The sequence below is a fragment of the Flagellimonas hadalis genome, assembly GCF_007785775.2.
In the GTDB taxonomy this organism is placed as follows: Bacteria; Bacteroidota; Bacteroidia; order Flavobacteriales; family Flavobacteriaceae; genus Flagellimonas; species Flagellimonas hadalis.
On the sequence record NZ_VNIK02000006.1, the window covers coordinates 49,804 to 62,812 of the forward strand.

At 47.5% G+C, this 13,009-nt stretch carries 9 protein-coding genes; all 9 read right to left on the reverse strand.

The features are described 5' to 3' along the window. Positions 1-25 precede the first annotated feature (25 nt). The 9 genes from FOT42_RS10235 to FOT42_RS10275 all read right to left on the reverse strand — a co-directional run bounded on the left by FOT42_RS10235 (position 26) and on the right by FOT42_RS10275 (position 13,005). The gene (locus FOT42_RS10235; protein WP_151890480.1) at positions 26-364 is read right to left on the reverse strand and encodes an L-rhamnose mutarotase; all 339 of its coding nucleotides are present in this window, start codon (positions 362-364) and stop codon (positions 26-28) included. Beyond that, positions 352-1,659: an L-fucose:H+ symporter permease gene (gene fucP / locus FOT42_RS10240; protein WP_151890481.1), complete on the reverse strand. Its 1,308-nt coding sequence runs from the start codon at positions 1,657-1,659 to the stop codon at positions 352-354. The genes FOT42_RS10235 and fucP overlap by 13 nt, the downstream gene beginning before the upstream one ends. A gap of 9 nt (positions 1,660-1,668) precedes the next feature. Beyond that, positions 1,669-2,448 carry an L-fucose dehydrogenase gene (locus FOT42_RS10245; RefSeq protein ID WP_151890482.1) on the reverse strand — a complete coding sequence of 260 codons (780 nt, stop codon included), beginning with the start codon at positions 2,446-2,448 and terminating at the stop codon, positions 1,669-1,671. A 3-nt stretch (positions 2,449-2,451) separates the two neighbouring features. Continuing rightward, the gene (locus FOT42_RS10250) at positions 2,452-4,548 is read right to left on the reverse strand and encodes an alpha-L-fucosidase (RefSeq protein WP_151890483.1); all 2,097 of its coding nucleotides are present in this window, start codon (positions 4,546-4,548) and stop codon (positions 2,452-2,454) included. A gap of 167 nt (positions 4,549-4,715) precedes the next feature. Then, positions 4,716-6,104, reverse strand: coding sequence for an alpha-L-fucosidase (locus FOT42_RS10255; RefSeq protein WP_226789858.1), 1,389 nt, complete (start codon positions 6,102-6,104; stop codon positions 4,716-4,718). Continuing rightward, positions 6,105-8,510 (reverse strand): glycoside hydrolase family 95 protein, encoded by a 2,406-nt coding sequence (locus FOT42_RS10260; RefSeq protein ID WP_151890484.1) that lies wholly within the window; start codon positions 8,508-8,510, stop codon positions 6,105-6,107. Further along, entirely contained in the window at positions 8,507-9,343 is an 837-nt protein-coding gene (locus tag FOT42_RS10265) for an amidohydrolase family protein (RefSeq protein WP_151890485.1), read from the reverse strand. Before FOT42_RS10265 ends, FOT42_RS10260 begins: the two co-directional genes overlap by 4 nt. A 62-nt stretch (positions 9,344-9,405) precedes the next feature. Then, complete coding sequence (locus FOT42_RS10270) at positions 9,406-12,084, reverse strand: glycoside hydrolase family 3 protein (protein ID WP_226789859.1); 2,679 nt, start codon at positions 12,082-12,084, stop codon at positions 9,406-9,408. A 63-nt stretch (positions 12,085-12,147) separates the two neighbouring features. Further along, positions 12,148-13,005 (reverse strand): fumarylacetoacetate hydrolase family protein, encoded by an 858-nt coding sequence (locus tag FOT42_RS10275; protein ID WP_151890486.1) that lies wholly within the window; start codon positions 13,003-13,005, stop codon positions 12,148-12,150. Between the last annotated feature and the right edge of the window lie 4 nt (positions 13,006-13,009).

Sequence of the window (13,009 nt, forward strand, 5' to 3'; positions counted from 1 at the left end):
GATTTGTTTTTGGTTGCGCATACGATTACAACTTGAATATTTTTTTCATGGGCATCCATTTTTCACCTTTTTGGGCAAATGGAAGCGGTTTTTGGAACGTCCACATCAACTTTTCCCATTCTTGCACCTTGGGGTTTTGGGCATCGGCCTGTTGTTTTTTCTCAAAAGAAAACGAATCATCCACCTCCATGATCATGGACAACCGATTGCCTATCCGGTATATTTCCATGTTTTGGATGCCGGACTCCTTGATGCTCTCCAAAATTTCGGGCCATACTTTTTTATGATGCTCCTCATAGGCCGCAATGCTTTGTTCGTCATCCACAAGATCTAGTGCCAAGCAATATCTTTTTAGATTTCCCATACGTGTTCATTTTTTAAAGTGTCAAAACCGAACCAAGCAATGTAGGCGAAACAGAATAAGGGAAGGGTAAACGAATAATTCACCTCGGCCACCCCCATGATCTTGATGTCGGCCACCCCATGGCCCCCAATATCAATGATCATTCCCTGTAATTTGGGCATCAGGGCTCCCCCAACAATGGCCATGACCAACCCGGCCGCACCCAATTTGGATTCCTCCTCGGTCAATCCGTTCAAAGCAATTCCATAAATGGTCGGAAACATGGGTGACATAAAGAACGAAATACCCACTAATGAAAGCAATCCCAAATGGCCTTCAATAAAAATGGCGGCCAAGGAACAGATCCCTGCCATGAGGGAAAACCACATCAACATTTTGCCCGGACTGAGAAAACGTAACAGATAAGTGCCGATGGCCCGCCCGACCAAAAACAAAATGAACGCCGCAAACTGGTAATTTGCGGCTATATCGCTTGCCATACCCATGGCTTCGGCATATTGATAGATGTAGGTCCAGCACATGATCTGCGCACCAACATATAGAATCTGTGCCAATACCCCCAACCTGTAACGGGGCCTTTGGAACAGTAGCCTGCCCGTTTCTTTCAAGGATGGAATTGCTCCATTTCCTTTGGCCTGGGGCATTTTGTTGACCAATATGAGGACGAATACCACCAGAATGACCAGTCCCAGAACCACATACGGGTCCCTGATCACCATGAGGTCCGAGGTACGCACCAAAGCTTTTTTGACAGGATCCAAGGATGAATAATCAGCGATATCATCCGATTGCAGTTTTTTGAGCACAAATTGTTGTGCAATGAGCAATCCCAATAGCAACCCTACCGGATTGAACACTTGGGCCAGGTTCAGGCGCTGCGTGGCTGTTTCCCTGGCGCCCATGGCCAAAATATAGGGATTGGCCGTTGTTTCCAGAAAGGCAAGCCCAAAGGTGAGCACATACAGACCGAGGCAAAAAAACCAGAATTCCTCCATGATGGCCGCAGGATAGAACATGAGCGCCCCTACCGCATAAAGGGCCAGCCCTATCAGTATCCCGACCTTATATGAGTATTTCCGGACAAAAAGTGCAGCGGGAAGGGCCATGCAAAAGTAACCGCCATAAAATGCCATTTGCACCCATGCAGCCTGGGAATTGGAAAGCTCCAATACCTTTTTGAAGGCCTGTACCATAGGGTCCGTAACGGCATTGGCAAAACCCCAAAGCGCAAAAAGGGAAGTAATCAGGACGAAGGGCAAAAGCGCTTTTTTGGATATAATTTTTGGTCTGGTCATGGCTCTATGTTAAAGTGAACGATCCAGATGGGTGTAGCCCCCATCCACGAAAATCAGTTGGCCGGTAGTATGGCTGGATTTTTCGGAAAGAAGAAAGGCCACTGTGTTGGCGATCTCTTCAGTAGTTGTCATTCTATTTCCCAATGGAATCCGCGCAATGATATCCTTGAACTTTTCATCCGAATTGTCAAAGGAACTTATCCATCTTTTATATTGAGGGGTCATCGCCTCGGCCACGATCACGGCATTCACCCGGATGGAATAGGGAAGAAGTTCCAGCGCCCATTCCCTGGTAAGTGAATTTCGGGCCCCGTTCGATGCCGCATAACCCGAGGTATTTCCCTGGCCCGTTACCGATGTTTTGGAACCGATGTTCACAATGCTGCCTTTGTGTTTCTTCAAGTATGGCAAGGCATGGTGGGCCATTAGATAATAATGTCCCACATTGCGCTCCAAGGAACGTTTAAAACCGTTATAATTGCCATTTTCGAGCCCCACCCCGTCATTGATCCCCGCATTGTTGACCAATCCATCTATTCTTCCGAACTCTTGAAAGGTTCTTTCAATGGCATTTTTGCATTGCATAGGGTCGGTAAGCTCAGCAAGGGCATAAAAGGCTTTGCCTCCCTTGGCCTTGATTTCTTCGACAGTGGAAAGCACGTCGGCCTCATTTCGCCCAATAATGACCGGGATTGCCTTTTCTTCTGCCAAAACACAGGAAATCCCTTTCCCAATTCCTTTGTCACCCCCTGTGACCAATATGACCTTGTCCTTTAATCTTAAATCCATGTATCATTGATTTGTGGTGAACACACCGATTTCCGCAAAGGAAGTCCTGCCATCACCATTGTGTTTTTCCAAGGCTTTCAATTTTATATATCGGGCCAATGTTGGAGCGAAATTTATTTTTTGTTCAATGCGATTGTTGACCACATTACTGAATTCCCCTTTCGATACCGACTTCCATGTCCGGTTATCCTGACTTACCAAAAAATCATACTTGGTGATGATTCCAAACGGATAGCGTTCTTGGATGGGCCAATAGCTAAATCCGGTAAGTGTATGGGATGCTCCCAAATCTATGGTGGTTTCATTGCTGTTCGAAGCATTTTCATCCGTTGCCCAAAAAGTATTGGGGTCATCATCCATAAGTTTAACGAGATCGGCATCATTTTGAAGGGCCCCGACCACTTTCCAATCTTTTTTGGCCAGGTCAAAGTATTGGCCCACCGTTTGTGTTTGTTGTCTATTGTTCGGGTCCACGGCAATGGCCTTTACGTTTGTAGGGGTCAAGACAGGAAATGGGCCGTCATATTTTTTGGAGGTCGTTGTTGGTTCCATCCCATCAGTGGTCACATAGACGTCCACTTCATCATCAGGTATCTCAATGGAGACCATTCCATCCCTATTTCGGGTGATTTTAGGGTCCACCAAAAGGGGAGGGGCATTATAGAGCTCAAGCGTGGAGAGTGTAATTGGGCCTTTGGCATCCAAAATATCCACCTTGACTTGGGTAGCGGTAACCGTTTCGAACCGAAGGATGCGCTTGTACCCCACTGTGGTCTGCTCGTCCAAAACTTGCCATGTGCCATCGACTTCGGCACTTACCATGAATTTTTTGATGCGTTGTCCCAAAGGAATATACTCTTGAAGGAGTATGCGGTTGACTTTGGTGGGCTCATTTAAACTGATGGTGATGGAAGCCTGTGTTGTTCCGTCATCAGTGGCCCAGTAGGTTTCAAAGTCCCCATCGATGGCCTTTTCGGCATTGAAGGTGGAACTGTTGCCACGGACATTGGAGGCACTGGCAGGATTTCCCTGCGCCAGTTCTTGGGCAAAATCGGTATCGATTTGTGCCTTCAGGGCCATCAATTGTTGTACATCGTTTTCATGGACCAATCCTCTATCGTCCACCGGAAGGTTCAACAAAAAGTTTCCGTTCCTACCGATGGATTCGTAATAGGTTTGCACCAAACGGGGCAAGGTTTTTACCTGATGGTCCTCACCGGGGTGATAGTACCACCCAGGACGTATGGAGGTGTTCACTTCTGCGGGCAGCCAATGTGTCCCGTCTTCATGGCCCGAACGCAATTCTACATATCGTGGCCAGCCAGGATGGATCTCATCCCTCCGCATCACGCTCCAGTTGGTCTCGTTGGCCCAACCTTCCTCGTTGCCGACCCAGCGTATGTCCGGTCCGCCGTCACTGAAAATGACCGCATTGGGTTGTAATTCCCGGATCATTTCGGTGGTCTTTTCCCATTCGTAATAGGTTTTGTTGTCTATTTTTCGGGTTTCGTTGGCGCCTCCGTAATATCCGGAACCTCCATTGGCACCATCGAACCACACCTCGAAGAGTTCCCCGTAATTGGTCAACAGTTCCCGTAACTGTTCATGGAAGATCTCCACATATTCCGGTTTCCCATAATGTTCGTTGTTCCGATCCCAAGGGGAAAGGTATAACCCCAATTTTAGGCCATATTCCTTGCAGGCATCGGCCAATTCTTGGACCACGTCTCCCTTTCCATCCTTCCATGGCGAGTTTTTAACGGAATGCTCCGTGGTCTTGGTGGGCCACAAACAGAATCCATCATGGTGCTTTGCAGTTAAAATGATCCCCTTCATTCCGGCATCTTTGGCCACTTTTGCCCACTGTCGGGTATCCAGTTGGGTAGGGTTGAAAAGGGCAGGGGATTCTCCTCCTGTGCCCCATTCCATATCGGTAAAGGTGTTCATGTTGAAATGGACAAAGGCATAATATTGCAGTTCATGCCAATCCATTTGCCGTTGCGAAGGGGTTGGGCCAACAGCTTTGGGTGGTTCCACAGTCTGGCAAGCTACAAAGAGCAAGACCAGGGGCAAGGTTAGGATGTGGGCTTTTCGAATCATTTTTCAAGTTTTTTTTAAGAAATACAATCTTCTCTGCCACCAATTTTTAGGTGTGGAGCAGGTTGTTTTCAGGGTTGGATTTTTGATTTTCAAAAGGATCAAATTGTTGCACAACAGCATTTTCCGAAGCATTGCGCAGCATACAATTTATTGAGATCACCTTCACTTTAATTACTTTCAATTACAGAACCATCTTCTCGGTACAACTCTATTTCACCATCCAAGAGCACGGCCAGCACAGTCATGTTTTCGTCCAAAACGTAATCTGGGACTTGGATGTATTGGATGCCCGGATAATGGCTCCAATAGATTTTTCCCACCACTTTGTGGGAGAGTTTGGTGCCATCACCCACGACCCATATGCGATTGATTTTGTTCTTTATTCCACGGAGTACAATTTCCCCGTTCGGATTTCCTTTTACGAAAAGGTACAGGATGCTTTTATCTTTTGAAAGGGTAGTGGGGCCATAGAAATGTTCTTTGGGGATGCCGGCAACGGTTCCAAAAATGGCCTCTTTGTGCTTTTGGGTCCAACGTCCCAAACCGGTCAACAGTTCTTCCTGTTCCTTTGGGATGGAACCATCTCCCTTGGGGCCAATGTCCAACAACAAGTTTCCACCTGATGAAATGACATCGGTGAAAATACCGATCAACTGATCCAGGCTTTTGTAGTCATGGTCATTTTTTTGATACCCCCACGAGTTGTTTAGGGTCATGCAGAGTTCCCAATAGTCGTCCTTGGGGCGGGTGACGGGCATGCCTTGCTCGGGAGTGGCATAATCCCCATGTCCCTGTAATCTGGAATTGATGATGGTGTTGGGATTTTGATCGAGCAGCATTTGCCGTACCTTGGGGGCTTCCCACTCCGCTGAGCTATGCTCCCAGTCCCCATCAAACCACCAAAGGTCGGGATTGTAGGTTTTTGAAAGCTCTTTCAGCTGTCCTTGGTAATAGTGTAAAAAGGTGTTCCAACGTTTGGGGTCGTCCGCGGGTTTGTACCGCATGGAATCCCGGGTGTGGTGGGTGTAGTCTTGATAGGACCAATCGGGAAGGGAATAATAGATGCCTACCTTTAACCCATCCTTTCTGAGGGCATCCACAAAAGGCGAAAGCACGTCCCTTTTGGCCGCCGAGGCTTTTTTGGCATTGAAATCACCAAACTTGCTGTCCCAAAGGGCAAACCCGTCATGGTGTTTTGAGGTAATGACGGAGTAACGGGCGCCACTTTTTTTGATGAGATCGGCCCAGGCCACAGGGTCGTAGTTTTTGGCCGTGAATCCATCGGTCTGTTTCAGGTAATCATTATGCGAAATATATCCGTTGAAAAAAGACCAAGACTCATCGATCCCATTTACGGCGTATAGGCCCCAATGGATGAAAATACCCAATTTGGCATCTTGGAACCACTGCATTTTCTCTTCAGTTTGCGAATTGCCCTGTGCAGTTCCGGGGAGTGATTTCAAAAAGAACAAGATGATAAGGGCCGATGGGATCAACTTGTTGGCAACTTGGACAGTGTTCTTTTGAAATGGCAATGTCATGTTATATCGGGTCATTTAATCGTTCGTTTTTTTAAGCTTTGCATTTAGCTGGGTTTCCTCATTGGCCTTTAGTTGTAGGTCAACCATGGACGAGCCATATTTTACGGCAAAGCTCGTGTCGGATGGGGAACGAAAAGTAACTTCCCCCAAGGTACCATTCTTCCAACTTATATCCACTTCAATATTGCCCCTGGCCTTTAGGCCAGTTATTTTTCCGTTCTTCCAGTTGGGAGGGAGGGCCGGCAACAATCGGACAATTCCTTCATGCGATTGGATCAGCAGTTCTGCCACTCCGGCGGTATAGCCAAAGTTACCATCGATTTGAAAAGGGGGGTGCATATCGAACATATTGTCCGCCAAAGAGATCTGGAAAAATTTGTTGATGTTCTCCTCTGCGGAGGCACCATCCAGCAAACGGGCGTTCATATTGATCATCCAGACACGGCTCCAACCGGTTCCGGCACCGCCATGCTCCAATCGGTAATCAATGGTTTTTTGGGCAGCGGCAAAGGCTTCGGGATGGTTCTCCGTAATGTCATCACCTGGGTGTAGGGCATAGAGGTGAGACACGTGGCGATGTCCTTTTTCGGGTTCGTCATACGGCTCGTTCCATTCCAAGATGCGACCATCAGTTCCAACGATTACCCCAGGGTGAAGGGAAGCTTTCTTGGTTTTTACCTCTTCTACGAGTTTGTCTTCGATACCCAATATTTGGGCCGTTTCCAGGAAATTATCAAACACCTCTCCAATAATTTGATGCCCCATGGCACTTCCCATGGAAACCGCTGCAGATTTGCCCTCTTGGTTGTAATAGGAATTTTCCGGGGAGGTTTCCGGGGAGGAAATCCATTTTTGGCTTTTGGTGTCCCAAGTCAACCAATCCAGATAAAAGGAAGCAATGTCCTTCAGGACAGGATAGGCCCGATGACGTAAGAAATCCTTGTCTTGGGTGAATTGATAATGCTCCCAATAATGTTGGGCACACCATCCGCCCCCATGGATCCACGATCCCCAATAGGCTCTTTCGGCCCTCATGAAAGGGGTGGCCCATAGATCTGTGGTATGGTGGGCCAGGCTGCCCCGAGTAATGCCATATTGCTCCTTGGCGGTCTTTCGTCCTCTTTCCAGTACCCTGTCGATCAGATTGAAAAAAGGTTGGTGGAGTTCACTGAGATTGGTGACCTCGGCCGGCCAATAGTTCATTTGCAGGTTGATGTTGAGGTGGTAATCGGCATTCCAGGGCGCTTCAAGATGTTCGTTCCAAATCCCTTGCAAATTGGCTGGATTGGTGTTGGGGCGCGAAGAGGAAATCAGCAAATACCTTCCATATTGAAAAAGAAGGGATTGCAATCCTAAATCAGTGCCTCCATCCTTACAGTGTTGTAGGCGTTCATCCGTGGGAAGATGGGCCATGTTGCTTTCTCCCAGCTCAAAATTGACCCTACGGTAAAGTTGTTGGTAGTCCGAAATATGTCGGTCCAATAGCGATTCAAAGGACTGTTGGGTGATTTTGGAAAGGGTTTCCTTATTTTTTTCAGCAAAGCTGTCCCCATGATAGAACGAAGTATTGCCCACGATAAAGATCAAAACCTTTCTTGCCCCTTTAACAGAGACCTTACCTTCCTTGGCTGTGATCTTTCCATCCGGGGCCACTACTTGTAGTCGTACCTCAAAACGTACCCCATGATCAATGGGCAAGGGTTTGGAGAACCGCTTTCCGCCATATTGGGTCACTTGCCCCACCATGCTGATTTGATTTTGGGAAGGATTGGAGACCTTCACTGTGGGTTTGCCGTGGTCCTCGGGTCTGCTCAGGGAAAGTTCCAGGTTCAGACCTTTCGGGGATGTGGTGGTGATCTCCATGACCATGGCATCATCGGGTTGGGAAGCAAATACTTTTTGGGTGTAATGATTGCCGTTACGGGTATAGAAGGTAGAGGCCAACGCTTGGTCAAGGTCGAGTTCCCTTCGGTAGTTGGTGATTTCCCCCGACTCTTTAAAATCAATGAAAAGGTCGCCCATGGTTTGATGGGAGCGGAGGATGGTCTTGTTGGAGAATTTTTCAACAATCAGGCTATCTACCTCCGTAGTTTTACCCTCACGCAGCAATCGTCGCAACTCTTCGAGGTCTTCCGGGTTTCCTTGTGCGTCTTCCCAATCCGGTCCTCCGGCCCACATGGAGTCTTCGTTCAGTTGAAGGTGTTCCTTGAATGGATTTCCAAAGACCATGGCCCCCAAACGACCGTTGCCAATGGGAAGGGCCTGCATCCATTCTTCGGCTGGGGCGGAATACCATAAAACTTTCTCGGAATCCTGTGCCTTCAAGCTGGAAAAGATAGTGGCCAAAACGAAGACCAGCACCCATGTCGATTTTGGCACAAGGTGGTTGGTTGAGAGTGAAACATTTAATTTGGCGATCATATCCTATAAAATTTTTCGGCGTTCAATCCCATGACCTGTTCTTGGATTTCCTTCGGATATTTGGTCAGATACTGGGTCAAAATATCTTTTACTTGTTTGTATTCGGCAGAGAGCAGACAAACGGGCCAATCCGAACCGAACATGATTCGCTCAGCACCAAAGGAATCGAACACTACATCCAGATAGGGGATGAAATCACTTTTGGACCATTTTCCCCAAGCAGCTTCTGTGACCATCCCAGAAGCCTTGCAATACACATTCTTCCGTTTGCCAAGTTCACCAAGGTAGTGTTCCCAGTTAGGATCTATTTTTCCATTGATATTGGGCTTGGCGATGTGGTCCAAGACAAAAGATTGGTCAGGGAACAGTTTTACCAGTTCCAATACAGGGGACAAATGCTTCGGGTAGATGAGAATGTCGTAAGTGAGGCCATATTTTTCCAACAGGGATAGCCCTCTTTTGAATTCGGGGCGGAGCATAAAATAGTCGTCCGGTTCATCTTGGACAACATGCCGCAACCCTTTCAACAATGGATTTTTTGCATACTCCTGTAGCTTTTTCCCGATATCCTCGGCACATAGGTCCAACCAGCCCACCACGCCTTTTATAAACGGGTGCTGCTTTGCAAGGTCCAGCAAAAACAAGGTTTCAGTCTCGGATTGCTGTGCCTGGATGGCGACACAGCCATCCATATCGTTTTGTTGGAGCAAGGGATATAGATCCGCAGGTAAAAAATCTTTTTTAATGACCTCCATGGGAGGACCGATCCATTCATGTGTGCTTGGATGGTATTTCCAAAAATGCTGGTGACTGTCGATTTTTACGTTGCTCATAAATTTTCTGTCTTCAAGGTTGACAGCAGTTCCGTTTGGTTGGTGTCGGTTGCACCAACTGATCAGGGCAATACCGTGAAATGGGTTCGGATCAGATCCATACTGTTTCCTCCGATCATCACTTCAAACTTGCCCGGTTCGACCACATATTCCATTTCCTTGTTCCAAACAGCAAGTTCTTCAGGTGTAAGGGTGAAGGTGACTTTTTGGGTCTCTCCCTTCTTGAGAAAGATCCGTCTAAAGCCCTTCAATGTTTTTTCGGGGGTGGTCACACTGCTATATACATCATTGATGTAAAGTTGTACCACCTCTTCTCCATCTAAATCCCCTATATTTTTTACGGATACGGAGACCGTGACATTTTCATCTTTTTGTATTTCTGGAGTTTCCACTTTGATATCGGAATATTCAAAAGTGGTATAGCTCAGACCATGTCCAAAGACATATAATGGGTTTTCGCTCTCGCTCACATATCTATGGATGGCAGAGGGTTTTTGGTTGTAATAGATGGGCAGTTGCCCCACAGATTTTGGGAAGGTGACAGGTAACTTCCCGCCAGGATTATAGTCCCCAAAAAGCACTTGTGCAACCGCTTTTCCCCCAAGCTCCCCGGGAAACCATGTTTCCACTATGGCCGGAACATTGTTCTGGACCCAGTTGATGGATAGGGGGCGTCCGTTGAGCAAGACGCATACAACCGGTTTTCCGGTCTGTTGTACCGCCTGTATGAGTTCGTTTTGCATGCCGTGGAGATCCAAAGTGGCAACATCCCTGTTTTCTTCCACTAATTCCTTGGATTCTCCCAAGACAACGATGGCCACATCGGACTTTTTTACCAGATCCAAGGCAGGTTGAAAATTGACCTTTTCCCTGTTCCAGCGCAAATGTGCCCTGGCTCCCCAGCCTCCTTCCCACATTTCAATGCGGACTTTATAGGTTTTGCCGGCCTCTATTTTTTGGGGTACTGTGACAATGTTTGTGCTTCCCTTCCTCCAATTGTCAATGACCAACTGGTCGTCCAGCCACATCCGGATGCCATCATCCGAGCTCAATCCCAGCCAGCCATCAAAAGCCTGGTCACTTTTTATATAACCCGTCCACCGAATGGAAAAGTTATCATCTTCCACACCAATACCGGGCGACCAGGGCCAATCAAATTCCAACTCCTTATCGATCCTCACCAAGGCTGGTTCGCCCTGCAAGTTTCTATTGTTGAAGTACTCGCCCTTCAGGCCGTTCTGTGAACCATCGGGCACGAACAAATATTCGGAGGGAATGGCCTGCCCTTTTACAATCAAGGGAACGCCCTCTTCATACTGCACTAGGGTATTGGGGCCAACGGTCTGTTTGATTCCTTCAAGAACGGTTGTTGCCACTTTGTTCCTCACGGCATACCCTCCCAATCTCGACTGGTCCGCATTGGGACCTATTACAGCTATTGATTTGATATTCTTGTCCAAAGGCAATAGGTTGTCTTGGTTTTTGAGCAACACAATCGACTTGAGGGCAGCTTCCAAGGCAATTTTTTGATGTTCTTCTGAGTGGAACCTTTCCTGGATCAATTTTTCACTGGTGTAGGGGTTTTCAAAAAGCCCCAGCATAAATTTGAGTCGCAGCACGCCCCCGACAGCCCTGTCAATCTCTTTCATGTTCAATTGGCCTTCGTTTACCAATTCGATCAATGTCTCTTGCCAAAACTCATTGCTGAAATCGTAAAATTGCATATCCACTCCTGCAGATACCGCTTGTCGAATGCTCTCTTTTGGGGAATCGGAAACGTTATGTGTGGTCTGGAGGTATTTGATGGCCCCTAGATCGGAAACCACGATGCCCTTAAAGCTATATTCATTTCTCAGGACCTCTGTCAACAACCAATGGTTCGAGGCGCAAGGAATGCCATCCAACTCGGAATAGGCACACATGGTACCCAACGCACCCCCTTTCATGAAGGCTTTCTGAAAGGATGGCAGGAAACTTTCCCGCGCCGTACGTTCGCCGACGAGGGCAGGAGAGGAGTTTCCACCAGCCTGCGGTATGCCGTGCACGGCAAAATGTTTTGGTTCGGCAATAATGGAGCGATCGGAGGCCAAACTTTCACCTTGAAGCCCTTGGACCATGGCGGTCCCCAATTCACCGGCTAAATAAACATCTTCCCCAAAGGTTTCGGCAATCCTTCCCCAGCGGGGTTCCAGACCAATATCCAAGTTCGGGCCAAGACCAAAGTGGACACCATGTGCCCTTGCTTCGGTGCCGATCACTTCCCCGACCTTCTTCAGGAGTTCCGTGTCCCATGTGGCCCCTAAGCCGATGTTCATGGGAAAGGCGGTACTTCCCTCCGCCATATAGCCATGGAGCATTTCTTCCATGATAAGGGCCGGTATGCCCCATCTGTTGCTTTCGATCACAAATTTTTGGAGGTCGTTGATCGTTTGTGCGGATTCTGGATAAAGGTCATGGATGGCACCCACGCCCAAACCGCCTATTTTACTTTTGGCCTTATCCACGGAAAAACTCTTACCGTCCACGAAAAATTCCCCCTTGTACATATCCATTTGGCGGACTTTTTCTTCAAGACTCATTTTGGACAACAGATCGGTTACGCGCTCTTCCACAGAAAGTTGGGGGTTTTTGTAGCTGTTCCCTTTCTGCCCGAACAGGTTTTGGGACAGAACAGAGGTCAATAAGCAAATGGCGACGATTGTTTTCCTAATGTTGGCCTTATCCATAATTGAATTGATCACTATTGATTTTTTATGGGACATTTTCAAAAGGTGTGTTGGATAACTCTTGAGATGTCCAAGTTCCTATTTTTTATATGCAATACAGGTTTGTTTTGATTTTCCCAGACCTTCAATCCCCAGTTCCATACAATCTCCCGGTTTGAGATATCGGGGTGGGTCAAAACCAAGACCAACACCAAAAGGCGTTCCAGTGGAAATAACATCCCCTGGCAATAGGGTCATATATTGGCTAATATAGGAAACCACTTCTTGAACATTGAAAACAAAATCTGATGTGGATGAATGTTGCAATCGCTCCCCATTGACGTCCAGCCACAGTTCCAAATTGTTCGGGTCCTTGATCTCATCGGCGGTGGCAATGTAGGGACCAAGTGGCGCGAACGTGTCACAGCCCTTTCCTTTGCACCATTGTCCCCCCTTCTCGATTTGGAAGGCTCTTTCACTGATATCGTTGTGAAGCACGTAACCTGCAATATGGTCAAAGGCTTCCGATTCTTCGATATAGGAAGCTTTTTTGCCCATTACGATGGCCAACTCCACTTCCCAATCGGTCTTTATACTGTTTTTGGGGATGATGACCTCGTCATAGGGACCGCATATGGCGGTGGTCGATTTAAAAAAAAGTACAGGTTCCTTCGGAACGGCCATCCCTGACTCTTCGGCATGTTTTGCATAGTTCAAGCCCACACATACCAGTTTCGAGGGTCTGGCCAATGGCGGTCCCAATCGGGTTTCCTTTGGGATTTCGCGACAATGGGCGGCATTTTTGCCGAGCCATTCCTTCAAATGGGCAATGCCGTCACTCCCAAAAAAAGCTTCATCATAATCTTGGACAAAGGCCGAGACATCCAGCCATTTCCCATCTTCGGTCTGTATTCCCGGTTTTTCTTTTCCTGTGTCTCCAAATCGTATCAGTTTCATATAT

Bases quoted from the DNA above. Each gene is read 5' to 3' on its own strand.
- FOT42_RS10235 (WP_151890480.1), bottom strand. From the start codon at position 364: ATGGGAAATCTAAAAAGATATTGCTTGGCACTAGATCTTGTGGATGAC.
- fucP (WP_151890481.1), bottom strand. From the start codon at position 1,659: ATGACCAGACCAAAAATTATATCCAAAAAAGCGCTTTTGCCCTTCGTC.
- FOT42_RS10245 (WP_151890482.1), bottom strand. From the start codon at position 2,448: ATGGATTTAAGATTAAAGGACAAGGTCATATTGGTCACAGGGGGTGAC.
- FOT42_RS10250 (WP_151890483.1), bottom strand. From the start codon at position 4,548: ATGATTCGAAAAGCCCACATCCTAACCTTGCCCCTGGTCTTGCTCTTT.
- FOT42_RS10255 (WP_226789858.1), bottom strand. From the start codon at position 6,104: ATGACCCGATATAACATGACATTGCCATTTCAAAAGAACACTGTCCAA.
- FOT42_RS10260 (WP_151890484.1), bottom strand. From the start codon at position 8,510: ATGATCGCCAAATTAAATGTTTCACTCTCAACCAACCACCTTGTGCCA.
- FOT42_RS10265 (WP_151890485.1), bottom strand. From the start codon at position 9,343: ATGAGCAACGTAAAAATCGACAGTCACCAGCATTTTTGGAAATACCAT.
- FOT42_RS10275 (WP_151890486.1), bottom strand. From the start codon at position 13,005: ATGAAACTGATACGATTTGGAGACACAGGAAAAGAAAAACCGGGAATA.